This window comes from Streptacidiphilus sp. MAP12-33 (assembly GCF_041261265.1).
GTDB lineage: Bacteria > Actinomycetota > Actinomycetes > Streptomycetales > Streptomycetaceae > Streptacidiphilus.
This window is the reverse complement of record NZ_JBGCCA010000005.1, coordinates 147422-169497: the sequence shown is the minus strand read 5'-3', so window position 1 is coordinate 169497 and position 22076 is coordinate 147422. Positions and strand designations below refer to the sequence as shown.

Sequence of the window (22076 nt, the reverse complement as noted above, 5' to 3'; positions counted from 1 at the left end):
TCCTTTCCGCTCGGGTGGGGAACAGACTGCCCCTGCGGGGGCTCACGGTCGCCGGTGCACAGCGATGCGTAAGAGACGTGTAATGCCTTCCGGGGCGCAAGAAACGGACGGTTCGATGGACGGCTCTTCGACTCCGCGCACCCGTAAATCGGTGGAGACGAACAGGAGGAACCCGGTAGCGTCCCGGGTTCGATGAGCGACTCCTGGGACACCATCGCCGACTGGTACGCGGACCTCCTCCGGGCCGGCTCCGCGCTGAACGACTTCAGCCGTGACGTCCTGCTCGACCAGCTCCCCGAGGTGCTGAGCGGTCATCACGTGCTCGATCTCGGGTGCGGCGAGGGCATCGTCACCCGTGCGCTCGCCGCCCGGGGGGCTGCGGCCACCGGCGTCGACCCCACGCCGCGTCTGATCGAGCACGCGCGGGCGGCAGGCACGGACGGGCCGGGCACGGTGGACTACAGGGTGGATGACGGATGCGTCCTGGAGACCGTCGCCGATGGCTCGACCGGCTGGGCGACGGCCGGGCTCTCGCTGAACCACGTGCCCGACCTCGACGCCGCGCTCGCGGCCGTGCGACGCGTGCTGACGCGATCGGGATCGCTCGTGTTCAGCGTCCCGCACCCGTGTTTCGAGGCACCCCACGCCGCGTGGACGCAGGCCGGTGACGGCACGGTCCGCCGGGTGGTCGGCGACTATCTCGCCGAGGGATTCTGGCGTTCCGACAACCCCCAGGCCGTGCGCCGCGCCGGTAACGAGCACCGGACGCTGTCCACGTACCTCACGACGCTGCACCGGCACGGCTTCGCCGTGGAAGCCGTGACCGAGCCCGCCCCCACGGCCCAGGTGACGGCCCGGCAGCCGCAGCGGGCCGGGCTGCCGCCGTTCCTCGTCGTCCGCGCCCGCCGCGACTGACGTCGCGAGCTCCGGCCGGGTCGGTCAGCCGGTCATCGCCAGCCGGTAGAAGGCGGCGAGCGCGGCGTCGATGGGGTGGGGCTGCGGTCGGCCCGAGGCGTCGAGGTGGTTCCAGCGCTGGAGGTTCACGGCGACGGCGAACTGCCGTCGGCCGTCGGCGCGGGTCATGGCCAGGGTGCCCGCACCCCAGACCGTCCCGCCGTGGCCCCAGAAGCCGTCGGCCTCCGGGGTGTCCATCGGGTGCAGGCCGAGGCCGTACTCGATCACCGTTCCCTCCTGGGAGACGACCGGACCCGTGCTCCGCATCTGCCGCAGCGAGGCCGGGCTGACGATCTCGCCGGCCAGCAGCCGGCCGAAGAAGCGGTTGAGGTCCGCGACGGTCGAGACCAGGGCGGCGGCCGGACCGACCCACGACATGTCGAAGACGCTGTAGTCGCGCGGCGGGTCGATCATCCCGAACCACGCCTCGTACATCCGCGCGTGCGGCTCCGCGACGGCGGGCTCGGTGGGGAACCCGGTGTCCCGCAGCTCCGCGCGTTCGATCACGTCCCGGGTGATGCACCGCTCGGCCGTGTCACCCGTGACGTGCGCCAGGAGCTCGCCCAGGAGCAGGTAGTTGGTGTTGGAGTAGACCCCCGGACGGCCGCCCGGCGTGCCGACGGCGGGGGCGGAGACCCCCAGGCCGATCAGGTCGAGGGGGTCGAAGCGGGTGAACCGGTGGTCGTCCAGGCTCTGCGGGCTGGTCGCCGCGATGTCGGGGAACGCCTTGAGCGACGGGTAGGCGTAGGGAAGGTACTCGGCGAGGCCGCTGGTGTGGTCGAGCAGCATCCGGACGGTGATCGCCTCGCCGCGCGCGCCGGGCACCAGCGCCGGCAGGTAGCGGGCGACGGGCGCGTCGAGGTCGACCGCGCCGCACTCGACCTGCCGCAGCACCGCGGCGGCGGTGAAGGACTTGGTGACGCTGCCGACCCGGTGCCGAAGGTCGGCGGCGACCGGGCGGCCGGTGTCGACGTCGGCGAGGCCGGCGGCGCCCTGCCAGCACAGGTCCTCGCCCTCGCGCACCTCGGCGAACACGCCGGGCAGGCCGGCGCGGTGGACGTTCTCGAGGGCGGTGTCGAGCTGTGCGTTGAGCGGTGCGGGGTTGAGCTGTGCGGGGTTCATCGGCTTGCTCATGGCATGCGTCCCTTCGCGTTCCCCGAGGTGCGGATCCGCCTGCGGCGGGGCCTCGGCGCTCCCTTGTTCTCATTATGCACGCGGTGCGTGCAACGCCAAGTGCACAGGCGGGCGCATCGGCTAGACTGACCTTCGCTCCGGCGAGAGGACGTGAAGATGACAGGGCGCAGGCGCTGGTCCACCGAGGAGATCCTGGACGAGGCGGCGAACCTGCTGCGCACGAACGAGGACGCCGACTCGTTCAGCGTGCGCAAGCTCGCCGCCGTGCTCGGGACCGACTCCTCCAGCCTGTACCGGCACTTCCGCAGCAAGACGGAGCTGCTGCGGGCGGTCGCGGACCGGATCCTGGCCTCGGCCATGGAGGGGTACGAGCCCGAGGGCGACTGGAAGCAGCGCATCACCGCGGTGGCGTCGCGGGTCCGGGAGGCCTTCGGCCGCCAGCCCCAGCTGGCCGCGGTCTGGGGCCGCTACGCCTCCGGCGGCACCGGCTCCCGACTGGTGATGGAGGAGACTCTGCAGGCCCTCCGGGCGTCGGGGCTGCCCGACGCGGAGATCCCCCGGACCTACCACCGGCTCGCGGTCCTGCTGTCCGCGCTGATCGCGTCGGAGGCGGGCATCACCACCGTGGGCTCCGAGGAGCACGAGCAGGGCCTGGAGCTGTTCCGGGTGGCCACCCTGGGCGCCGACCCCGAACTCTTCCCAGCCCTGGCCCACTTCGCCCGCGACGTCCGCCCGCTGGGCGCCGACCGCGACGCCGCCTTCGCCGAACTCCTCGCCGCCCAGCTCCGTCAGATCGAGGCGTCGCTCCCCTCCTGAGCAACAAACGGGGGCTCGGTCGCCTTGCGGCGCGCCCCGGACTCCGGACCCTGACCGACGGTCTGGCTCGCCTGCGCGGACGCCCGCCCCGCACCAGGAATCGACCCGGCCCGCGCCCGGCGACGGGCCGAGCCCGGCCACCACCTCGTCGAGCCTGCTCGGCGGGCCCGGCCGGGTCGCGGCGTCAGCGGCCGGTCGGCCCACGCCAGGAGGGCGAGTGCCACCACAGCCGCGGTGGCGCAGCACAGCAGCCGCGTGGCGACCCCGCTGTGCGACGCACCCTCCTGCGGTTCCGCCATCCGCGCGCCCACGACGGCGGCAGCGAGCAGCTGAGCCGCGCCGAAGCCGGTGGCCGCAAGGCGCGCCGGCCCCCGCGCCGTCAGCGCGACGACCGGACACGCCACCGCCGACGCCAGCGCGTCCAGCCCCGCCAGAACGGCCGGGCCGACCAGCGCGCGGGTCGCGAAGAGCGCCACCAAACCGGCCGCCGAAGCGCTCGAAGCCGCCAGGAACAGCGCCGCCGCGATCCGGCACAGCGCAGCGAGCGCCCGCTCCGGCCCTGCCCCCGCCCGGCGGCTGCGCGCGTGGGTTCGCGGTTCGGGCATGTCGTCCCCTTCCGGTCGAAGACGGCGCGCTTCAGGTCGGCGACGTCACGGCGCCTCCCCCCATGCACCCATGACCGCCGGAGCCGAACCACGCGCAGCGTTCCCGCACCGCCACTCGGCGCCGATGAGATGCTCCCTGCCCGGCTGACCAGCAGCAAGCCTCTGCTACGGTCCTCCGGTCGCCGCACGGCGGCCCAGCCACAGGAGGCCCCATGGCCCTACGCCGACCGGCGGCCGTCGAGTTCGTCCTCACCGACGAGGTCGGCGTGAGGTATCGCGTAGGTGTCGTGAGGTCCGGCATGGTCCGCTGGAACTACGAGCGGATCGGCCTGGGCTTCGCACTCGGTCCCTGGCTTGCCAACCTGATCGTGCACTGGGCCGTGTTCCGGGGCGGCTGGACGGTGCTGGTGCTCTCGGCCGACGGGCACGCGGTCGTGCGGAAGACACGCTGCCGGGACCGCGCTTCCGCGCAGCGCGCCGCGGCGGAACTGCGCGAGCGGGGCGTCGCCGCCGTCCGCTGATCCGCCCGGGCCGGGTCTACGACGGCGGGTGAGGGGTCGTGAGGTCCGCCGCGACGAGCTGAGCCGCCCGGGCCGGGTCGCCGTCCGCGCGGGTGAGGAGCGAGGCCACGTCGTAGCCCGCGTCCGTCGACGCTCCTGCGGTCAGCCGCATGGTGCGCACCGACGCGTAGCGCGGCGAGCTGAGGGCCGCGCCGAGGTCCGGGCGCAGCCGGTGGAGTTCCCTCACGACGGCCCAGGCGTCGGCCTCCAGCCGGGCACGGCGGACCGGGTCGCAGGCGGCGACGGCGTCGTCGGCGCCGGGCGAGTCGGCCTCGTAGGTGAGCAGAGCCGGGAGGAGGGCGGGGACGCCCAGGATCTCCGCCGCCTCGAAGGTGTGGAAGTAGGCCCCGTCCTCGCACTCCAGCAGCTCCGCGATCAGCGGGACCGCCCGGAGGTCGTGCCGTCGGGCCAGCCCCCGCGCCCCCTCCTCGCGAACCTCTCCGTACGGGTCGGACGTGCAGTGCCACAGTGCGTCCCTGATCGCGGTCGTGTCCTGTTCCAGCTGGAACCCCAGCGCGAAGGCCGCCCAGTTCCGGACCTCGGGGTCCTCCTCGTCCCGGGTGAGCCTGATCAGCGCCTGGACGTCCGGCCCGTCGGGCAGGCCGGTGTCGGTGAAGGCGAGATTCACGGCGACCTGGCGCCGCACCTCGGCGTCCGGGTGCCCGGAGAACCGGACCAGTGCCGGGACCGCGTGCGGGTGCTGCGTCCGGCCCAGCGCGCGGACGAGAGACACCAGCACGCAGGCCTCGGTCTCCCCCTCGACCAACGCCACCAGGGCGGCGGCCGCAGCGTCGCGCAGCCCCGCGTGCTCGTCGGCCGCGTGGCCGACCAGATCGCAGCCCACCTCCCGCTCCAGGGCGTCGGCCGACTCCAGCAGGGCGACCCCGCACCGCAGGGCGGCCTCCCCGCCGTCTCCCCTGGCGGCCTGCCGGGAGAGCAGCGCGTAGGCGTCCCAGTCCTGTTCCGCCTCCGAGGCGGCCGCCGCCCGCGCCGCCGCCATCACGCGTCCCACCAGCCCCGCTCGCACCATCGCGTCGTCCATGACCGCATTCTCGCCCGGGCGTCCACACCGGCGTCCGGGATTTTCCAGCGGCGCCGTCCCCGGCGCTCAGGCGGACGACGCCACCGCCCGCACCCCGGCGACGCGGTCGAGCGCGGCCCGCAGGGACGGGGGTGTCACGGCGGATGCCGGGACCTTGACGCCGCGCCAGCCCGGACCGGCCAGCAGGAGCAGCGGCCGGTGGCGGGCGCCCGCGACCCCGAAGGGGGGCGAGTGGCTGCACGGGCGGGTGCACGATGGGACCGGACATGGCTACCTCCAGGTTCACGATCCGGCAGGTTCACGATCCGGCCCTCAGCTTCGCCGCCCTCGCGAGACGCCTCACCGCGCACAGCTCACGCATCGTTTCGGACGCCGACACTGAGGCGATGCGAAACCGCTGCGGCTCGTCAGGCCCGGCTCCGCGCGGGACGGTCAGGGTCCGACACGGAACCGATGCAGACGAGGTGGAAGCCGATGCCACGCAACGTGCGCGTGGACGCCGTCGTCGTCGGGGCGGGGCCGGCGGGACTGGCGTGCGCGGCGGACCTGAGCGCCGCCGGGCGGCTGGCGATGAGCGGCTACCTGCACCTGACCCGCGCCTGCTACCGGCTGGGCGAACGGTGGGTCCCGGCCGGGGACGTGCGGCTGCGCCTGGACTCCGTCTCGACCTGGTGGCTGCGCGGCGACCGCGACGCCTCCTGGCTGCGCCCGGCACCCGCGTCCTCCGCCGGGCACCCGGCAGACCACGCGGCGCGCCCGCAGGTGCCCCGGTGAACGCCGCCGTCTTCGACGACCTCGGCGTCGAGTCCGTCTGGGACTACCCGCGTCCGCCGGCGGCCCCGGAGGGTCGTCAGCTGACCTGACGTGACGTCACCATCCTTGCCACCACTGTTTGGAATCCTCGATCGGGGCAAGACGCGCCAGCATGAGAAGTCGCTACGCAACGGCAGGAGCAGCACGCTGGGTCCTGATCGTCACGGACGTCGTCGCGGGCATCCTCGGGCTGTGGATCGCCCTGTACGTGCTGGACGCCAATCCCTCCAACGACCTGGTGCGGTGGGTCCACGGCGCGGCCGACTGGCTGTCCGCATGGGCGCACGACATGTTCACCCCTCGCGAGGGCTGGCTGCGCACGCTGATCAACTACGGCATTCCGGCGGTGGCCTACCTGCTCCTCGGCCACGCCCTCGCCGTCCGCCTCCGCCGCGCGGACTGATTACGCGCTCGCCCTCCCGTCCGTCTGGACGTCACGAGGCAGCCCTGCCGGCGGACGTGGCGCAGGTCACAGAGGCTGGGTGCATCGTGGCCTGCGACTCACCGTCTTATCCCTCATGCAAGACAGAAAGAAACGGGGAAAGGCGGTGCCGATGCAGGCTCACAGGAACGGGTTCGACGCGTTCGTGGGGGCCCGCTGGTCCGCCCTACTCCATCTGGCCCGACTACTCACCGCGGGCGACGCCCACCGAGCCGAGGACCTGCTCCAGGAGGCCCTGGTGAAGCTGTGGTTCGCGTGGCCGAAGGTCGCCGACGAGTACCCGGAGGCCTACGTCCGACGCATTCTGGTCCGCGCGGCCGCCAGGTCGGCGCGCCGCAGGTGGTGGGGCGAGCGCCCCACCGAGGTCCTGCCGGACCACGCGACCGGGCACGACACGGCCGAGCTGGTCAGCGAGCGCGCCCGCCTGGAGGCCGCGCTCGCCACGCTCCCGCCGAGGCAGCGGGCGGCCGTGGTGCTGCGCTACTACCAGGATCTGCCCGAGGCGCAGGTCGCGGAGACGATGGGCTGTCCGGTCGGCACGGTCCGCTCGCTGACCTCTCGCGGGGTCGCCAGGCTGCGGACCGTTCTGACCTGTTCGCCGGTGAGTTGAGGGAGACCCATGGACGACTTCGAGAAGGAGCTGGCGCGAATCATGCGCGACACCCACGACAACTCCCCCCTCACCGACGAGCAGCGCGACCGGCTCCACACGGGGGTCCACCGGCGCCGCCGGGTGCGGGCCGCCTGGACGGCCGGCACCTGCGTGGCGGCCGCCGCCGCGCTCGCGGCGGTGCTGCCGTCCGCTTTCGCCGCCTCGCCCGCCGGACGGACGAGCCCGGCCGGTGTCGTGAGCACCCCCGCCGCCACGCCCACGCCCGTCGCCACACCCACCACCATGCCCACCCCGGCCGCCACACCCACCAGCGGCGGTGGCCCGGTCACGACCCCCACGGCCACCCCGAGCAGTGGCGGAGGCGCCATGCCGACCCCCGCTGCCTCCACCACCCCGAGCTCCGGCCCCGTCGCCACCCCGACGGCCACGTCGGCCAAGGGCGGCGGCGCGATGCCGACCCCGGTCGCCTCCGCCACTCCGGGCTCCGTACCGCAGGCCACGCCGTCCCGCTGACGCCGCGAAACACGAAGCTCAGAGGCACCGAACGAGCCCGCTCCGACCACCGGAGCGGGCTCGTTCCCCTGCGCCCGGCAGCGGCGGCGTCAGGCGCGCGCGTACTGGTCGAGCTTGGGGAGGTCGTGGCCGAGGGTGGTCGCGGCGCGGCGGGCCCAGTAGGGGTCGCGGAGGAGTTCGCGGCCCAGCAGGACCGCGTCGGCCTCGCCGGAGGCGAGGATCTGCGCGGCCTGGTGGGGGTCGGTGATCAGGCCGACGGCGGCGGTGGCGAGCCCGGCCTCGTTGCGGACGCGGGCGGCGAAGGGGACCTGGTAGTTCGGCTCGACCGGGATGCGCACGTCCGGGACGTTGCCGCCGGTGGAGACGTCGAGCAGGTCCACCCCGCGTGCCTGGAGCTCCTTGGCCAGCAGGACCGTCTCGTCGGCGGTCCAACCGCCCTCGTCCAGCCAGTCGGTGGCCGAGACGCGGAAGAACACCGGCACTTCGTCCGGCCACACCGCGCGGACGGCCTCGGTGACCTCCAGGGCGAAGCGCATCCGGTTCTGCAGCGAGCCGCCGTAGGCGTCGGTGCGGTGGTTGGAGTACGGCGACAGGAACTCGTGGACGAGGTAGCCGTGCGCACCGTGAACCTCCACGACCTGGAAGCCCGCCGCCAGCGCCCGCTCGGCCGCCTGCGCGAACTGCCGCACCACGACGCCGATCTGCTCGACCGTCAGGCCGTCGGGCGCCGTCATCGTGCCGAAGGCGCTCTCACTCGGCGCGAGCGTGCGCCAGGCGAGGGGGTGGTCGGCCGACAGCGAACCGCTCGACGCGTCCCACGGGCGGTGGGCGGACGCCTTGCGGCCCGCGTGCGCGAGCTGGATGCCGGGGACCGTGCCCAGCTCGCGCAGGAAGGAGGTGATCCGGCGGAACGCAGCCGTCTGCCGGTCGTTCCACAGGCCCAGGTCCCAGGGGCTGATCCGGCCCTCGGGCGAGACGGCCGTGGCCTCGGTGAGGATCAGGCCCGTGCCGCCCGCCGCCCGGGACGCCAGGTGCTGGAAGTGCCACTCCCCCGGCGCTCCTGTGTCGAGCCCCTCGGCCGGTGCCGAGTACTGGCACATGGGCGCCATCCAGACCCGGTTGGGCACGGTGACGTCACGCAGGGCGAGGGGCTCGAACAGCAGGCTCATCGGGGAGGTGCTCCTTGGAGGACTCGGAAAGAGGTCAGATCGTCGCGGTGTCGATCACGAAGCGGTAGCGCACGTCGCTGTTGAGGACGCGCTCGTAGGCCTCGTTGACCTGGTCCGCCCGGATCACCTCGACCTCCGCTCCGATGCCGTGCTCCGCGCAGAAGTCCAACATCTCCTGCGTCTCCGGGATTCCGCCGATCATGGAACCCGCCAGGGTCTTGTTCCCGCCGATCAGCGAGAAGACCGCGACCGGCACCGGCACCGGCGGCGCGCCGACCTGGACCATGGCGCCCGTCGGCTTGAGCAGCGCGAGGTAGGCGTTGAGGTCGATCTCCGCCGAGACCGTGTTGATGATCAGGTCGAAGGTGCCGGCCAGCTTCTCGAAGGTGCTCGGGTCGCCGGTCGCGTAGTAGTGGTCCGCGCCCAGCTTGAGGCCCTCCTCCTGCTTGCGCAGGCTCTGCGAGAGGACGGTCACCTCGGCGCCCTTGGCGTGGGCGATCTTGACGCCCATGTGGCCGAGGCCGCCGAGGCCGACGACGGCGACCTTCTTGCCGGGGCCGGCGCCCCAGCGGGCGAGCGGCGAGTAGGTGGTGATGCCCGCGCACAGCAGCGGCGCGGCGGCGTCCAGCGGGATGCCCTCGGGGATCTTGAGCGCGAAGCGCTCGGTGACCACGACCTGCTTGGCGTACCCGCCGTAGGTGGGCTGCCCGTCGCGGCCGGTGTCGTTGTAGGTGCCGGTGGCACCGTCGGGGCCGGAGCAGAACTGCTCGAAGCCGGCGGTGCACTGCTCGCACTCGCCGCAGGAGTCGACCAGACAGCCGACGCCGACGCGGTCGCCGACCTGGTGGCGGGTGACGGCCGAGCCGACCTCGGCGACGGTGCCGGCGATCTCGTGGCCGGGGACCATCGGGAAGATCGCCGGGCCCCACTCCTCGTTGACCTGGTGGATGTCGGAGTGGCAGATACCGGCGTAGGCGATGTCGATGAGGATGTCGTGCGGGCCGAGCTCGCGGCGCGGCACGGTGGTGCGCTCCAGCGGGGCCTTCGCGGCCGGGGCGGCGTACGCGGGGATCGTACTCGTAGTCATGGTGACCAGACTGCCGGGCGCGGGCGGGTGAAGCCAGCACCCAGGTGAACGTACACCCACCGTGCCTACCACTGGGAGGAACACCCTCATACTTGGACGACATGAGTCCCGAACCCCCACCCGTCGACCCGATCGACCCGATCGATCCGCGCAACGAGCTGAGCGAGTTCCTGCGGACGCGCCGGGCCCGGCTACAGCCGGAGGACGTGGGCTTGCCCTACTTCGGCTCCCGCCGCCGCGTGCCGGGCCTGCGGCGGGAGGAGCTGGCGCAGCTGGCCGGGGTGAGCGCGGCCTACTACACGCGCCTGGAGCAGGGCAACGCCCGCAACGTGTCGGCGGCGGTCCTGGAGGCGATCGCGGACGCGCTGCGGCTGAACCGCGCCGAACGCGAGCACCTGGACCACCTGGCCAAGCCCGCGCGTCGCCGCGGCCGCCCGGTCCCCTCGCGCCCGCAGCGGGTGCGCCCGCAACTGCAGCATCTGCTGGACGCGATGGACTGCGTGCCCGCCTACGTCCTGGGCCGGCGCTGCGACATCCTGGCGTGGAACCGCATGGCTTGCGCACTGCTCGGCGACTTCGCGGCGCTGCCGCCGGAGCAGCGGAACATGGCGTGGCTGGTCTTCATGGACCCCGCCTCCCACGAGCTGTACGACGACTGGGAGGGCAAGGCCCGCGACGTGGTCGCGGGCCTGCGGATGGACGCCGGCCGCACCCCGGACGATCCGCGGCTGGCCGCGCTGATCGGTGAGCTCTCGGTCAAGAGCCCGGAGTTCCGGCAGTGGTGGGCCGCCCACGACGTGCGGGGCACGGGCCCCTGCGCGAAGGAGTTGCACCACCCCGTGGTGGGCCGGCTGAGCCTCGCCTTCGAGTCGCTCGTACTGCCCGCCGACCCCGACCAGATGCTGGTCACCTACGCGGCCGAGCCCGGTTCCCCCTCGGCGGAGGCCCTTCGGCTCCTGGCAAGCTGGACGGAGGTCCCACCCCCTCTGCCGAAGGTCCCGGAACACGGTGTTAACTAGGGCGGAAGCGTGGGCAAGTCCTCCATGTCCCGCTCGAGAGCTCGACGGTTAGGACGGTCCCGGTATGCATCAGCCCCTGACCCCGCTCCACGCGGTCGCGCTGTACACGCTGCTCACCGTCGCGGGCCTGTGGACGCTGATGGGCGTGCGTGCCGTCTGGCTGGCCACGTTCCGGCCGTGGGCCGTGGGCGGCAGCGGGGTCGGCCTCCACCCGGTCGAGCAGGTCGCGCTCTCGCGCGCGGAGCGTCGGGCGTTCGTCGCGATAGCGAACGAACTGAACGCCCTCCGCTGAGGCTGAGGCACGCAGCGCCCTCAGGAACGCAGCGCCTTCAAGGGCGCAGCACCTTCAGGCACGCAGCGCCTTCAGGGGCGCGGGTCGGGCGAGGAACCGCCCTGTGCAACGCTCGCGTCGTGTGCGGCCAGGACCGCCGCCTCCTGCTCCGCGGTCATGAACGGCGTCCAGGTCCCGAAATGCCGGTAGTCCTCGAAGGCCTCCTCCTGCCCGCCGGGACCGAAGAGCCACTCGGCCGTGGCGCGGACGCTGTCCGCGACGGGCCGGGAGCGCAGGCCCGCCGCCAGCGCCTTGGCACTGGACGCGTCCCAGACGGCCGCGAACTCCTCGCGGCCCGCGGGCACCCAGAACGGGAGCGCCGTCCAGGGTTCGACCGCCTGGTCGACGAAGTGGGCGTCGTCGACGTAGGTGAGCTCCGCCGTCGAGCCGGTCGCCTCGACGCACGCGTCGAGGAAGTCGCCCCAGCTGCCGTTGTCCGGAGCGCCGACGACGAGATAGTCCTCGACCTCGTCGCGCGGCTCGCCCGCGAGCAGGTCGAGCCCGAAGACGGCGAGGTCGCGCGCGTCGACGACGCGCAGGGCGCGGTCCCGTGGGCCGGGGACGGCCATCCGGCCGCCCTGAGCGGCGCGGCGCAGCCAGGCGGTGGCGCGGCGGGCGCGGTCGTGCGGACCGGTGATCTGTCCCGGCTGCAGGACCACGACCCGTCCGGGGAAGGCCGCGCGGACAGCGAGCTCGCAACCGTCCTTGAGCCAGCCGTACTCGCCCTCCCCCTCCCCCGCGTCGGCGCGGCCGCCGTGACGGCGCGAGGACTCGTCGGTGGGCAGCGCCGGGTAGTCGGGGTAGACGTTGATCGTCGACACGAACAGGTAGGCGCCGGCGCTGCCCGCCAGCGCGGCCGCCGACCGGCCCACCTCTGTGGGAACGTAGCCGCACACGTCGACGACCGCGTCGTAGGGCCCGGCGGCGGCGAGCGCGGCGAGGTCCTCGTCCCGTGTCCGGTCACCGCGCAGGGAGCGCACCCCCTGCGGATCGTCCTGGCTGTGGCCGCGGTTGAAGACGGTCACCGCCCAGCCGCGCCGCACCCCCTCCTCGGCGAAGGCCCGCCCGACGAACACCGATCCACCGATCACGAGAAGTCTCATGAGCTGGAGTCTGTGCGTCGGACGGGCCTGCCGTAACCCGGCTGCGCGCTGGGCGAACGCTTTGCGCGGAGAGCGAAAGTGAGGTGCTTTCAGGGTCAGCCGAACTGGAGGGAGCGCTTGGACAGACCCATCCAGAAGCCGTCGATCACACTGCGACCGCTGCCCAGCTCGTCCTCGGACGCACCGAGGGTGACGAAGAGCGGGGCGAAGTGCTCGGTGCGCGGGTGGGCGAGGCGGCCGGCCGGCGCCTTGTGCTCGAAGTCGAGCAGGGCGTCGAGGTCATGGGCCTCCAGCGCGCGGCGGCCCCAGTCGTCGAACTCGGTCATGATCGAGTGGACGCTGCCGTCCTGGGTCAGGGCGCGCAGGTTGTGGGTGAAGAACCCGCTGCCGACGATGAGCACGCCCTCGTCACGCAGTGGCGCGAGCTTGCGGCCGATCTTCATCAGCCCGGCCGGGTCCAGGGTCGGCAGGGAGATCTGCAGCACCGGCACGTCCGCGTCGGGGTACATCTCGACGAGCGGGACGTAGGCGCCGTGGTCGAGGCCGCGGTCCGGGATGTCCTGGACGGGGGTGCCGGCGCCACGCAGCAGCTTGCGGACGGAGTCGGCGAGCTCTGGGGCGCCGGGGGCGGCGTAGGTGACCTCGTAGTAGTGCTGCGGGAAGCCCCAGAAGTCGTAGACCAGCGGAACGGTCGTGGTGGCGCCGAGCGCGAGCGGCGCCTCCTCCCAGTGGGCGGAGACCATCAGGACGGCCTTGGGCTTGGGCAGCTCGGACGACCAGTCGGCGAGCTGGCGCGTCCACAGCGCGTCGTCGGCGAGCGGCGGGGCGCCGTGGCCCAGGTAGAGGGCGGGCATCCGCTCGGACGTGGGGGTCGTCATGGCTTCCTCGTTCCAGGGCTGGTTCAAATCTGAACTACTTCGAAGAGTACTCCCGAGTTCAGATTTGAACAACATGCTCCGCGGCCTACCGGGACTGGGCCTGGGCGAGCGCCCGCCGCCTGGCGTCGTCCCAGGAGATCGGCAGCTCGCCGACCGGCACCTCCCAGAACACGAACACGGAGTCGCGCATCGTGGCGCGCAACTCCCGCATGATCGTCCGGTGCGGTTCGGCGGCGGCGTAGGCGTTGAGCTGCTCGCGCCCCTCCCATGCCGACAGGGTCCAGAAGGTGCGGCGCAGCGGCTCGGCGACCAGGGAGGCGCCGAGCGCTCCGGGCGCGCGGCGGACCTGCCTCCAGGCCGCCAGCGAACGGAGGAAGAAGCGCGGCACGTCGCGCAGCGTGCGGACCTCGAATCGCGAGGCCATCACGAGGGCGGTGGTCGTACCGGGGGCGGGCTGGTTCGGTGTCGTCCAAGGGATGGTGGGCATGGCCGTGGCCTTCCTGGATCCGGGTCAGCACTGCGGATAGTTCCACTATCCATGATAGACAGTAGAACTATCCATTGGCGAGAAGGGAGGCGAACGGGATGCGGATCTCGGAACTCAGCCGCCGCAGCGGGGTCTCCGTGCCCACGATCAAGTACTACATCCGGGAGGAACTGCTCCCCGGCGGCCGGCTGACCTCGCCGAACCAGGCGGACTACGACGAACAGCACCTGCGTCGGCTGCGGCTGATCCGGGCACTCATCGGCGTGCGCGGCCTCTCGGTCGACGCGACGCGCCAGGTGCTGAGCGCGCTCGCGGAGCAGCAGTCGAGCCAGCACATCGTGCTCGGCCTGGCCCTGGGCGTGATCCCGGCCGCCGGCCCCGACCGCGCGGCGGCGGAGCGCGAGCCCACCGAGCATGAGCCCACGAAGCAGGACGGCGCGGTCGACGCGCTGATGCGGGAGCTCGGCTGGCGGGTCTACGACGGTTCCCCCGCGCGCGCCGTGCTCGCGGACACCCTGGCGAGCCTCCAGGAGTTCGGCGTCGCACTGGACTGGACCGGCCTGCTCCCCTACGCACGGCTCGCCGAGCAGACGGCCCGGCTCGACCTGGACGCGCTGGAGGGCGCGCCGGACCCGCTGGAGATGGCCGAGCGCGCCGTCGTCCTGACCGCCCTGCTGGAACCCGCCCTGCTGGCACTGCGCAGACTCGCCCAGGAGGACGAGTCCGCACGGCGCCACGGCGGCTGACCCGCCCCCACAGCGGCAGATCCACGCCGGCTCGTCCGCCGGTTCGTCCGGCGGCTCGTCCACAGCGGCGCCTCGGCCGCCTCACTCGACAGTGCGCGGCAGGCGCGGCTAGGCTCGCCGCAGAAGCTACTCAACTTGTTGACTAGGGAGCGAGCCGTGCACCCCTTCCGCGCAGCCGTCGAGGCCGGCGACCACGACGCCCTGGAGGCGCTGCTGGCCGAGGGCGTCGTCTTCACCAGCCCCGTCGTCTTCAAGCCCTATCCCGGCAAGGCCATCACCGCGGCGATCCTGCGCGGGGCCGGCCGGGTCTTCCAGGACTTCCGCTACGTCCGGGAGATCTCCGACGCGGGCGGCCGCGACCACGCCTTCGTCTTCCAGGCGACCGTCGACGGCCGCGAGGTGCACGGCTGCGACTTCCTGCACCTCGACGAGGACGGCCTGATCGACGAGTTCACGGTGATGGTCCGCCCGCTCTCCGGCGCGCAGGCGCTGGCCGCGGCGATGGGCGCACAGTTCGAGCGGATCGCCGCCGAGGCGCTGGAGGCCGAGGCCCAGCAGGCCGCATCGGCGCAGCAGGCCGGGGCGTGAGCGCGACGCCGCCCTACCGCCGTTTCGTCGCCATCGGCGACAGCCAGACCGAGGGCCTGGGCGACGGCGACGAGACGGCGGGCTGGCGCGGCTGGGCGGACCGCCTGGCCGAGACGCTCGCCGAGCGGGAGCCGGGCCTGCGCTACGCGAACCTCGCCGTCCGCGGCCGCCTCGCCGGCCAGGTCCGGGCCGAACAGCTCGCCCCCGCCCTCGCGCTGCGACCCGATCTGGTGAGCGTGGTCGCCGGGATGAACGACCTGATGCGCCCCCGCGTGGACACGGCGGCGGTGACCGCGGAACTGGAGGCGATGTTCGCCGCCTGCACCGCCACGGGCGCGCGGGTGCTCACCTTCACCTTCCCCGACATCGGTGCGATCGCGCCGCCGGCCCGCGGACTGCGGCCCCGGCTGCTGGACCTCAACGCCCGGATCCGTGCCGCGGCCGAGCGGCACAGCGTGGTGGTCGTCGACTTCTTCCCGCAGGCGGCGACGACCGACCCGCGCATGTGGAGCGCGGACCGGCTGCACGCCAGCCCCCTCGGCCACGCCCGGATCGCCGCGGCTGCCGCCCACGCCCTCGCTCTGCCCGGCAGCGACGACCGCTGGGTCGAGCCGCTGCCCCCGCTCCCGCCCGTCGCGCTCGCGCGGCGGGCCGCCCAGGAGGCGGCCTGGATCGGCGGCTTCCTCGGCCCCTGGCTGCTACGCCGCCTGCGCGGCCGCTCCTCGGGCGACGGACGCGTCGCCAAGCGCCCGGAGCTGCGGGAGGTCGCCACCCCGCACCGGGTGCACTGACCTGCACCGACCGGCGTCAGGCAGGCCCGCGCGAGCAGGGCGGACGACCCGCTGCGGCGCCGGCCGGGCCCCGGCCACGGGACGAGCGGCGAGGATGCCTGGTTCGGGACGAGTAGCGAGCACGCCTGGTTCGCAGCGGTCACGCAGGCCGGCGGTCACGCAGGCCGGCCATCACGCAGGCCGGCCGTCACGCAGGCCGGCCGTCACGCAGGCCGGCGGTCACGCAGGCCGGCCGTCAGGCGGGCGCAGCGCGGCAACCCGGCGGCCTGACCTGCGCGGATGCCCCGTCGCCGAGGACGTCAGGCAGGCCCCGGCGCGGCGGCCGGCGTCGCGGGCGTCGCCGCGGCGCGGCGCTCCAGGACCGCGAGGGCCCGCTCGCACCAGCGCTCGTTCTCGCGCTCGAAGGACAGACCGCGCATCAGCGTCAGGTAGGGTCCGACGCGGTCGGCCGTGGTGAGGTACTCCTCCTCGAAGCGGCCGTCCAGCAGGCGGGCGCGCAGCCGTTCGTAGCGGGCGATCTTGGCCTGGGCTCCGGTCAGGCGCTCGCGCAGCGCCGCCCGCACGGCGGTCGCGTCACCCGACTCGACGGCCTGCACCTGCACGAGCAGTTCGTCGCGGATCGCGGACGGGCGCGGTGGCACCGCCGTGAACGCGCGCAGCGCGGCGCGGCCGGCCTCCGTCAGCGAGAAGAGCCGCTTGTTGGGCCGCCGCTCCTGCTCCACGACGCGCGCCCGGATCAGGCCGTCGGCCTCCATCCGGTCCAGCTCCCGGTAGAGCTGCTGCGGGGTGGCCGCCCAGAAGTTGGCCACCGACGCGTCGAAGGACTTGGCCAGGTCGTACCCGGAGGCCTCGCCCTCCAGCAGGGTCGACATGATCGCGTTGCGCAGTGCCATGCGGCCAGCCTAGTGGCGGAGCGGATGCAGGCGCGAATAATCAACTCGTTGTCTATCTGAGCCGTCACGCCGACGGGGTACACACGCCGTGTATACCTGGTGTGTATAGTCCTGGTCATGAGCATCGGACACACCCTGCTGGGCCTGCTCGAAGCGGGCCCCAGCCATGGCTACGACCTGAAGCGCGCCTTCGACTCCCGCTTCGGCCAGGACCGCCCGCTCCACTACGGGCAGGTCTACTCGACCATGGCCCGCCTGCTGAAGAACGGGCTCGTCGAGGTCGAGGGCGTCGAGCCCGGCGAGGGCCCCGAGCGCAAGCGGTACGCCATCACCGACGCCGGGCTCACCGACGTGGCCACCTGGCTCGCCAGCCCGGAGAAGCCCGAGCCCTACCTCCAGAACACCCTCTACACCAAGGTCGTCATCGCCCTGCTGACCGACCGCAGCGCCGAGGCCGTCCTGGACGCGCAGCGCGCCGAGCACCTGCGCCTGATGCGCGAGCTGACCCGCCGCAAGACCTCGGGCGACCTCGTCGACCAGCTGATCTGCGACCACGCCCTGTTCCACCTCGAAGCGGACCTGCGCTGGCTGGAACTCACCGCCGCCCGCCTCGACGCCCTGCGCACGGCGGTGAGCGCATGACGCGGCACAGTGACGTGACGCCCGGGCCACTGCTCCTGGCGAGCGACCTGCACAAGAGCTACGGGACCACGCCCGCGCTGGACGGCGCCGACTTCGCCATCCGCGCCGGGGAGATCGTCGCGGTCATGGGCCCGTCGGGCTCGGGCAAGTCGACGCTGCTGCACTGCCTGGCCGGGATCGTGCAGCCCGACGCGGGGGCGGTGCGCTACCGCGACCGCGAGCTGTCCACGGAGAGCGACGCCGAGCGCAGCAGGCTGCGCCGGGAGGAGTTCGGCTTCGTCTTCCAGTTCGGCCAGCTGGTCCCGGAACTGACCTGCCTGGAGAACGTGGCCCTGCCGCTGCGGCTCGGCGGCGTGAAGCGCAGGGCGGCCGAGGAGCGGGCCACCCAGTGGCTGGAGCGGCTGGAGGTCTCCCACGCCGCCGACCGCCGGCCCGGGGAGATCTCCGGCGGCCAGGGCCAACGCGTCGCCGTCGCCCGGGCGTTGGTCGGCGAGCCGCGCGTGGTCTTCGCGGACGAGCCGACCGGCGCGCTGGACTCGCTCAACGGCGAGCGGGTGATGACGCTGCTCGCGGCCGCCGCCCGGGAGACGAACGCCGCGGTGGTGCTGGTCACCCACGAGGCCAGGGTCGCCGCCTACTCCGACCGCGAGGTCGTCGTCCGCGACGGCCGCACCGCGACCGGCCTGACGGCGGGTGCGCTGTGAGCCGCACGGCGAGCGCCGCCCCACGCGCGTGGCTGCGGGATCTGCTGCTCGGCGCCCGCTTCGCGGTCTCCGGCCGGGAGAGCTGGTTCCGCACCACGCTGACCGCCTTCGGCGCGGGCTGCGCCGTCGCGCTGATGATGCTGGCCACCGCCCTGCCCGCGATGATGGACACCCGCAACACCCGGGGCAGCGCACGCGACCTCAGCTACTACGGGCCGCCGCTGGCGGCCTCGGCGACGACGCTGCTGGTCCGCGACGCGAACACCGAGTACCACGGCGCGCCCGTGCACGGCGAGTTGGTCAAGCCCGAGGGGCCGGGGGTGAAGACCCCGCCCGGGTTGGGCGCCTGGCCCGCCGACGGCACGATGGCCGTCTCCCCCGCACTGCGGTCGCTGCTCGCCTCCCCCGAGGGCGCACTGCTGCGCCAGCGCCTGCCCTACCGCGACGTCGGCACGGTCGGTGACTCCGGCCTGGTCGGGCCCGGCGAACTCGTCTACTACGCGGGCGACGCCTCCCTCGCACTGGATCCCGCACACACGGGCACCGACACGGTCTACCGGACCGACAGCATCGGCGGACACGCCGTCACCGACGGCCTGTCCCCGCTGCTGATGCTGCTCACGGTCGTCACCTTCGTCGTCCTCCTGGTGCCGGTCGGGGTCTTCGTCGCCACGGCCGTCCGCATCGGCGGCGAGCGGCGGGACCGGCGGCTGGCCGCGCTGCGGCTGGTCGGCGTCGACATCCGTGGCACGCACCGGGTCGCGGCCGGGGAGGCGCTGGTCGGCGCACTGCTCGGACTGCCCGTCGGGCTGGCGGTGTTCTGGCTGGCACGGCAACTCGTCGCCGGGGTCCAGCTGCTGGGCCTGAGCGTCTTCCCGTCCGACATCTCGCCCTCGCTCGGCCTGACGGTGCTGATCGCGCTGGCCGTGCCGGTCTGCGCCGTCGTGGTGACCGCGCTGTCGCTGCGCGGCGTCACGATCGAGCCGCTGGGCGTGGTCCGCACCTCTCGGCCGCCGCGGCGGCGGCTCTGGTGGCGTCTGCTGGCGCCCGTGGCCGGAACCGCCCTGCTGCTGACGACCCCGCTGGGCCAGTCCTTCGGCGGCTCGACGCAGAACCGGGTGATCGCCGGGATCGTGCTGCTGCTGGGCGGTGTGACACTGCTGCTGCCGTGGCTGACCGAACGGGTGCTGCGCGGTCTGCGCGGCGGGCCGGTGCCGGTCCAACTGGGCACCAGGCGGCTCCAGCTGTCGGTGGCGCCCGCCGCCAGGGCCGTCAGCGGCGTGGTGGTGGCAGTGGCCGGGGCCATCGCCGTTCAGACCCTCTTCGGCGGGGTCAGCGGCGAGTTCGTCTCGGCGACCGGCCGCGACCTCACCCGGGCGCAGGCCGGCGTGGACGCCAGGCTCGACCCCGCCCAGGCCGGAGCGGTCGTCGCCGGGCTGCGTGCGACGCCCGGCGTGCTGAGCGCGACGGACCTGCGCACCTCGATCGTGCTCGTGCCCGGCTCGGACTACTCGCTCGAGGTCAACGTCGGCGACTGCGCCACACTCGCCACCTACAGCGGCGTCACCGGCTGCGCCCCCGGCGGGGTGTACCTCGTCGCGCAGCAGCCCGACGGAACCGTCGACGCGGGACCGGCCCCCACCGTGCGGCCGGGCGAGCGGCTCGACCTGCGCAGCGCGGCCGGGACCCCGGCGTCCGTACCGCCCGGGTCCTCCACGTCGCACGGGACCAGGGACCTGTGGACGGTCCCCACCGGCCTGCGGGTGGTGACCGCGCAGCCCGGCCCTGACGGTTCGGTCCGCACCGGGCTGTTCGTCACACCGCAGGCGCTCGCGCCCACGCGGCTGGCCGACCCGAGCCTGACCAGTGCGATCCGGCTGGCCCCGAACGACCCCGACGCCGTCGAGCGGGCGCGCAACGCCGTCTCCGCCGCCGTCCCGGGGCTCTCGGTGGACACTTACGTAGCGAGCACCACGGACCGGAAGTTCGCCAACATCCAGCGCGGGCTGCTGGTCGGCGCGGTGGTGACACTGCTGCTGATCGCGATCGGGATGGCCGTCTCCACGACGGAGCAACTGCGGGAGCGCAGCCGGCTGCTGGCGGTCCTGGTGGCCTTCGGCACGCGACGGTCGACGCTGGCCTGGTCGGTGCTGTGGCAGAGCGCGGTGCCGATCCTGCTCGGCCTGCCGGTGGCCTTGGCCGGTGGTCTCGGACTCGGCGCGCTGCTGATGCGGATGACGGGGACCGCCGTCCGGTTCGACTGGGGCACCGTCGGGGTGCTGCTCGCGGCGGGCGCGGCGACGGTCGCGGCGGCCACGCTGCTCAGCCTGCCGGTGCTGTGGCGGCTGATGCGCGCGGACGGGCTCCGCACGGAGTGAGGCGGGCGGTCAGCCGCCCGCGGTCGGGCTGGTGGCGGTGACGGTGCGCAGGAACTCCGCATTGCTGCTGGACTGCTTGAGGCGGTCCAGCAGCAGCTCGGTGGCCTGCTGGGTGTCCAGCCCGCTGAGCACGCGGCGCAGCGTCCGCACCCCGGGGGTGCGGACGGCGCCGAGCAGCAGCTCCTCGCGCCGGGTGCCCGAGGCCTTGGCGTCGACCGCCGGGAAGACCCGCTTCTCGGCGAGTCGGCGGTCCAGGCGCAGCTCCATGTTGCCGGTGCTCTTGAACTCCTCGAAGATCAGGTCGTCCATCTTGGAGCCGGTGTCGACCAGCGCGGTGGCGATGATGGTCAGCGAGCCGCCGTTCTCGACGTTGCGGGCGGCACCGAAGAACCTCTTCGGCTTGTGCAGCGCGGCGGCGTCGACGCCGCCGGTGAGGACACGCCCGGACCCGGGCGCGGCGGTGTTGTAGGCGCGGGCGAGGCGGGTGATCGAGTCGAGCAGGATCACGACGTCCTGCCCGAGCTCGACCAGCCGCTTGGCCCGCTCGATCGCGAGCTCGGCGAGCGCGATGTGCTCCCGCGCGGGCTTGTCGAACGTGGAGGCGAGAACCTCGCCCCGCACGGAGCGCCGCATGTCGGTGACCTCCTCGGGGCGCTCGTCGATGAGCAGCACCATGAGGTGGGCGTCGGGGTGGTTGCGGTTCACCGCGGCGGCGATCTGCTGGAGGACGACGGTCTTGCCGGTCTTGGGCGGCGCGACGACCAGTCCGCGCTGGCCCTTGCCGATGGGCGCGACCAGGTCGATCACGCGGGTGCCGAGCCGGCCCGGCTCGGTCTCCAGGTGCAGTTGCTCGCTGGGGTGCAGCGGGGTCAGATCGGCGAACTCGGCCCGCACACGGGCCCGTTCGGGCCGCTGACCGTTGACGGCGACGATCCGGCCGAGCCCGCGACGGCGGTCGCCCTTCCCACCGCCGCTCCGCGGCTCCGCCGGATCCCCGGCGACGAGGTCCCCCTGCCGCAGGCCGAAGTTGCGGACCTGTGCCTGCGACACGTACAGGTCCCCCGGTCCGGGCTGGTAGCCGGACGTGCGGAGGAAGGCGGCACCGTCCCGGATCTCGAGGACACCGGAGACGAGGTGGGGATCGGGTTCGGGCACGGGCTCGGGCTCCGTCGCGGGTTCGGGCACGGGCTCGGGCTCCGTCGCGGGTTCGGGCTCTGTCGCGGGTTCCGGCTTGGCGGCCCGCTTCGCGGTGATGGCGTCGACCAGCTCGCCCTTGCGCAGTCGCGCGGCGCCGGTGATGCCGAGGGAGGTCGCGAGCTCGCTGAGCTCGGCCTTGAGCAGGTGGTCGATTGTGGGTTCGATGAGGGTGGTCATGGTGGGATTCCACTTCTGTGTGTGACGGTGGCGTCCACGCCGATGCGGTCGTGGACGTGCGGCATCGCGGGATCGTCACGCGATGGCCCGGGTGCGGCGACATGCCGCGGACCGGTTGGTGCGATGAACGTGGTGGTGCCTGATGTGATGCGGATTCCGGCGACATCAGACGTCGAGCCGGAGCGTTGAACTGCTTGCTCTACCGCGATCGAGTCGCGGGAGTCGGCGGAAGCGAACGTGCTCCGCTGTTCACATAGTAGCAGGGAACCGATCCCTACTTGTCAAGCGCGCTGGTCAAACGGCGCGGATGGCTTGCCCGAGCGCGGTGACGTGCGCCCAGGCGGGTGAGCAGGATCGCGCGCTCGGAGTAGGTGCCTAGCGCCCCCGGGACCTG

General features: G+C 73.5%; 25 protein-coding genes. 15 read left to right on the top strand and 10 right to left on the bottom strand.

The features are described from left to right. Window positions 1-192: 192 nt before the first annotated feature. On the top strand, window positions 193-915 hold the full coding sequence (locus ABH931_RS07830) for a class I SAM-dependent methyltransferase (protein ID WP_370111246.1): 723 nt from the start codon (window positions 193-195) through the stop codon (window positions 913-915). Window positions 916-939: 24 nt separating this feature from the next. On the opposite strand, the gene ABH931_RS07825 is transcribed toward ABH931_RS07830, so the two are convergent. Beyond that, complete coding sequence (locus ABH931_RS07825) at window positions 940-2088, bottom strand: serine hydrolase domain-containing protein (RefSeq protein ID WP_370111244.1); 1149 nt, start codon at window positions 2086-2088, stop codon at window positions 940-942. Window positions 2089-2244: 156 nt separating this feature from the next. On the opposite strand from ABH931_RS07825, the gene ABH931_RS07820 reads away from it, so the two are divergent. Next, window positions 2245-2904 carry a TetR/AcrR family transcriptional regulator gene (locus ABH931_RS07820; RefSeq protein WP_370111243.1) on the top strand — a complete coding sequence of 220 codons (660 nt, stop codon included), beginning with the start codon at window positions 2245-2247 and terminating at the stop codon, window positions 2902-2904. Here ABH931_RS07820 and ABH931_RS07815 read toward each other — a convergent pair. Continuing rightward, on the bottom strand, window positions 2877-3509 hold the full coding sequence (locus ABH931_RS07815; protein ID WP_370111241.1) for a hypothetical protein: 633 nt from the start codon (window positions 3507-3509) through the stop codon (window positions 2877-2879). The two genes, ABH931_RS07820 and ABH931_RS07815, sit on opposite strands and share 28 nt — an antisense overlap. Before the next feature lie 212 nt (window positions 3510-3721). On the opposite strand from ABH931_RS07815, the gene ABH931_RS07810 reads away from it, so the two are divergent. Next, window positions 3722-4030, top strand: coding sequence for a hypothetical protein (locus ABH931_RS07810; protein WP_370111240.1), 309 nt, complete (start codon window positions 3722-3724; stop codon window positions 4028-4030). 16 nt (window positions 4031-4046) lie between these two features. Here the strand turns inward: ABH931_RS07810 and ABH931_RS07805 are convergent, their stop codons facing one another. Further along, window positions 4047-5111 (bottom strand): HEAT repeat domain-containing protein, encoded by a 1065-nt coding sequence (locus ABH931_RS07805; protein WP_370111238.1) that lies wholly within the window; start codon window positions 5109-5111, stop codon window positions 4047-4049. 474 nt (window positions 5112-5585) lie between these two features. Between ABH931_RS07805 and ABH931_RS07800 the strand changes: the two genes are divergently transcribed. The 4 genes from ABH931_RS07800 (at window position 5586) to ABH931_RS07785 (ending at window position 7492) form a co-directional block, all read left to right on the top strand. Continuing rightward, window positions 5586-5885, top strand: coding sequence for a hypothetical protein (locus ABH931_RS07800; protein ID WP_370111236.1), 300 nt, complete (start codon window positions 5586-5588; stop codon window positions 5883-5885). 151 nt (window positions 5886-6036) lie between these two features. Next, the gene (locus ABH931_RS07795; protein WP_370111235.1) at window positions 6037-6327 is read left to right on the top strand and encodes a hypothetical protein; all 291 of its coding nucleotides are present in this window, start codon (window positions 6037-6039) and stop codon (window positions 6325-6327) included. A gap of 151 nt (window positions 6328-6478) precedes the next feature. After that, entirely contained in the window at window positions 6479-6976 is a 498-nt protein-coding gene (locus ABH931_RS07790; protein WP_370111234.1) for a SigE family RNA polymerase sigma factor, read from the top strand. A 9-nt stretch (window positions 6977-6985) separates the two neighbouring features. Continuing rightward, window positions 6986-7492 (top strand): hypothetical protein, encoded by a 507-nt coding sequence (locus tag ABH931_RS07785; RefSeq protein WP_370111232.1) that lies wholly within the window; start codon window positions 6986-6988, stop codon window positions 7490-7492. An 89-nt stretch (window positions 7493-7581) separates the two neighbouring features. On the opposite strand, the gene ABH931_RS07780 is transcribed toward ABH931_RS07785, so the two are convergent. Both ABH931_RS07780 and ABH931_RS07775 read right to left on the bottom strand, forming a co-directional pair. Continuing rightward, window positions 7582-8661 (bottom strand): NADH:flavin oxidoreductase/NADH oxidase, encoded by a 1080-nt coding sequence (locus ABH931_RS07780; RefSeq protein WP_370111230.1) that lies wholly within the window; start codon window positions 8659-8661, stop codon window positions 7582-7584. Between the two features lie 34 nt (window positions 8662-8695). Further along, window positions 8696-9748 (bottom strand): NAD(P)-dependent alcohol dehydrogenase, encoded by a 1053-nt coding sequence (locus ABH931_RS07775; RefSeq protein WP_370111228.1) that lies wholly within the window; start codon window positions 9746-9748, stop codon window positions 8696-8698. 101 nt (window positions 9749-9849) lie between these two features. Here ABH931_RS07775 and ABH931_RS07770 point away from each other — a divergent pair, with 101 nt between their 5' ends. Further along, the gene (locus ABH931_RS07770) at window positions 9850-10767 is read left to right on the top strand and encodes a helix-turn-helix transcriptional regulator (RefSeq protein WP_370111227.1); all 918 of its coding nucleotides are present in this window, start codon (window positions 9850-9852) and stop codon (window positions 10765-10767) included. A 64-nt stretch (window positions 10768-10831) separates the two neighbouring features. Further along, entirely contained in the window at window positions 10832-11059 is a 228-nt protein-coding gene (locus ABH931_RS07765; protein WP_370111225.1) for a hypothetical protein, read from the top strand. A 71-nt stretch (window positions 11060-11130) separates the two neighbouring features. Here ABH931_RS07765 and ABH931_RS07760 read toward each other — a convergent pair whose 3' ends face one another. From ABH931_RS07760 to ABH931_RS07750, 3 genes are all read right to left on the bottom strand, one after another. Then, complete coding sequence (locus ABH931_RS07760) at window positions 11131-12201, bottom strand: NAD-dependent epimerase (protein ID WP_370111223.1); 1071 nt, start codon at window positions 12199-12201, stop codon at window positions 11131-11133. A 95-nt stretch (window positions 12202-12296) separates the two neighbouring features. After that, window positions 12297-13079: a dioxygenase gene (locus ABH931_RS07755; RefSeq protein WP_370111221.1), complete on the bottom strand. Its 783-nt coding sequence runs from the start codon at window positions 13077-13079 to the stop codon at window positions 12297-12299. A gap of 85 nt (window positions 13080-13164) precedes the next feature. Then, window positions 13165-13566 carry a DUF3291 domain-containing protein gene (locus ABH931_RS07750; protein WP_370111220.1) on the bottom strand — a complete coding sequence of 134 codons (402 nt, stop codon included), beginning with the start codon at window positions 13564-13566 and terminating at the stop codon, window positions 13165-13167. A gap of 98 nt (window positions 13567-13664) precedes the next feature. Here ABH931_RS07750 and ABH931_RS07745 point away from each other — a divergent pair, with 98 nt between their 5' ends. The 3 genes from ABH931_RS07745 to ABH931_RS07735 all read left to right on the top strand — a co-directional run bounded on the left by ABH931_RS07745 (window position 13665) and on the right by ABH931_RS07735 (window position 15691). After that, complete coding sequence (locus tag ABH931_RS07745; RefSeq protein ID WP_370111218.1) at window positions 13665-14312, top strand: MerR family transcriptional regulator; 648 nt, start codon at window positions 13665-13667, stop codon at window positions 14310-14312. Between the two features lie 156 nt (window positions 14313-14468). Next, entirely contained in the window at window positions 14469-14900 is a 432-nt protein-coding gene (locus tag ABH931_RS07740; RefSeq protein ID WP_370111217.1) for a nuclear transport factor 2 family protein, read from the top strand. Continuing rightward, window positions 14897-15691 carry an SGNH/GDSL hydrolase family protein gene (locus ABH931_RS07735; protein WP_370111215.1) on the top strand — a complete coding sequence of 265 codons (795 nt, stop codon included), beginning with the start codon at window positions 14897-14899 and terminating at the stop codon, window positions 15689-15691. The genes ABH931_RS07740 and ABH931_RS07735 overlap by 4 nt, the downstream gene beginning before the upstream one ends. A 299-nt stretch (window positions 15692-15990) precedes the next feature. Here the strand turns inward: ABH931_RS07735 and ABH931_RS07730 are convergent, their stop codons facing one another. Further along, window positions 15991-16584 carry a PadR family transcriptional regulator gene (locus ABH931_RS07730; RefSeq protein ID WP_370111213.1) on the bottom strand — a complete coding sequence of 198 codons (594 nt, stop codon included), beginning with the start codon at window positions 16582-16584 and terminating at the stop codon, window positions 15991-15993. A gap of 117 nt (window positions 16585-16701) precedes the next feature. On the opposite strand from ABH931_RS07730, the gene ABH931_RS07725 reads away from it, so the two are divergent. The 3 genes from ABH931_RS07725 to ABH931_RS07715 are packed head-to-tail and all read left to right on the top strand — an operon-like array spanning window position 16702 to window position 20308. Next, a complete protein-coding gene (locus ABH931_RS07725; RefSeq protein ID WP_370111211.1) occupies window positions 16702-17226 on the top strand; it encodes a PadR family transcriptional regulator in 525 nt (174 codons plus the stop codon). A 14-nt stretch (window positions 17227-17240) separates the two neighbouring features. Then, window positions 17241-17930 (top strand): ABC transporter ATP-binding protein, encoded by a 690-nt coding sequence (locus ABH931_RS07720; protein ID WP_370111360.1) that lies wholly within the window; start codon window positions 17241-17243, stop codon window positions 17928-17930. Further along, window positions 17927-20308 (top strand): FtsX-like permease family protein, encoded by a 2382-nt coding sequence (locus ABH931_RS07715; protein WP_370111210.1) that lies wholly within the window; start codon window positions 17927-17929, stop codon window positions 20306-20308. The genes ABH931_RS07720 and ABH931_RS07715 overlap by 4 nt, the downstream gene beginning before the upstream one ends. 9 nt (window positions 20309-20317) lie before the next feature. Here ABH931_RS07715 and rho read toward each other — a convergent pair whose 3' ends face one another. Continuing rightward, on the bottom strand, window positions 20318-21682 hold the full coding sequence (gene rho / locus ABH931_RS07710) for a transcription termination factor Rho (RefSeq protein ID WP_370111208.1): 1365 nt from the start codon (window positions 21680-21682) through the stop codon (window positions 20318-20320). Window positions 21683-22076 lie beyond the last annotated feature (394 nt).

Bases quoted from the DNA above. Each gene is read 5' to 3' on its own strand.
- ABH931_RS07810 (WP_370111240.1), top strand. From the start codon at position 3,722: ATGGCCCTACGCCGACCGGCGGCCGTCGAGTTCGTCCTCACCGACGAG.
- ABH931_RS07780 (WP_370111230.1), bottom strand. From the start codon at position 8,661: ATGAGCCTGCTGTTCGAGCCCCTCGCCCTGCGTGACGTCACCGTGCCC.
- ABH931_RS07775 (WP_370111228.1), bottom strand. From the start codon at position 9,748: ATGACTACGAGTACGATCCCCGCGTACGCCGCCCCGGCCGCGAAGGCC.
- ABH931_RS07755 (WP_370111221.1), bottom strand. From the start codon at position 13,079: ATGACGACCCCCACGTCCGAGCGGATGCCCGCCCTCTACCTGGGCCAC.
- ABH931_RS07830 (WP_370111246.1), top strand. From the start codon at position 193: ATGAGCGACTCCTGGGACACCATCGCCGACTGGTACGCGGACCTCCTC.
- ABH931_RS07790 (WP_370111234.1), top strand. From the start codon at position 6,479: ATGCAGGCTCACAGGAACGGGTTCGACGCGTTCGTGGGGGCCCGCTGG.
- ABH931_RS07750 (WP_370111220.1), bottom strand. From the start codon at position 13,566: ATGCCCACCATCCCTTGGACGACACCGAACCAGCCCGCCCCCGGTACG.
- ABH931_RS07785 (WP_370111232.1), top strand. From the start codon at position 6,986: ATGGACGACTTCGAGAAGGAGCTGGCGCGAATCATGCGCGACACCCAC.
- ABH931_RS07745 (WP_370111218.1), top strand. From the start codon at position 13,665: ATGCGGATCTCGGAACTCAGCCGCCGCAGCGGGGTCTCCGTGCCCACG.
- ABH931_RS07765 (WP_370111225.1), top strand. From the start codon at position 10,832: ATGCATCAGCCCCTGACCCCGCTCCACGCGGTCGCGCTGTACACGCTG.
- ABH931_RS07820 (WP_370111243.1), top strand. From the start codon at position 2,245: ATGACAGGGCGCAGGCGCTGGTCCACCGAGGAGATCCTGGACGAGGCG.
- rho (WP_370111208.1), bottom strand. From the start codon at position 21,682: ATGACCACCCTCATCGAACCCACAATCGACCACCTGCTCAAGGCCGAG.
- ABH931_RS07730 (WP_370111213.1), bottom strand. From the start codon at position 16,584: ATGGCACTGCGCAACGCGATCATGTCGACCCTGCTGGAGGGCGAGGCC.
- ABH931_RS07760 (WP_370111223.1), bottom strand. From the start codon at position 12,201: ATGAGACTTCTCGTGATCGGTGGATCGGTGTTCGTCGGGCGGGCCTTC.
- ABH931_RS07805 (WP_370111238.1), bottom strand. From the start codon at position 5,111: ATGGACGACGCGATGGTGCGAGCGGGGCTGGTGGGACGCGTGATGGCG.
- ABH931_RS07725 (WP_370111211.1), top strand. From the start codon at position 16,702: ATGAGCATCGGACACACCCTGCTGGGCCTGCTCGAAGCGGGCCCCAGC.
- ABH931_RS07815 (WP_370111241.1), bottom strand. From the start codon at position 3,509: ATGCCCGAACCGCGAACCCACGCGCGCAGCCGCCGGGCGGGGGCAGGG.
- ABH931_RS07795 (WP_370111235.1), top strand. From the start codon at position 6,037: ATGAGAAGTCGCTACGCAACGGCAGGAGCAGCACGCTGGGTCCTGATC.
- ABH931_RS07770 (WP_370111227.1), top strand. From the start codon at position 9,850: ATGAGTCCCGAACCCCCACCCGTCGACCCGATCGACCCGATCGATCCG.
- ABH931_RS07800 (WP_370111236.1), top strand. From the start codon at position 5,586: ATGCCACGCAACGTGCGCGTGGACGCCGTCGTCGTCGGGGCGGGGCCG.
- ABH931_RS07825 (WP_370111244.1), bottom strand. From the start codon at position 2,088: ATGAGCAAGCCGATGAACCCCGCACAGCTCAACCCCGCACCGCTCAAC.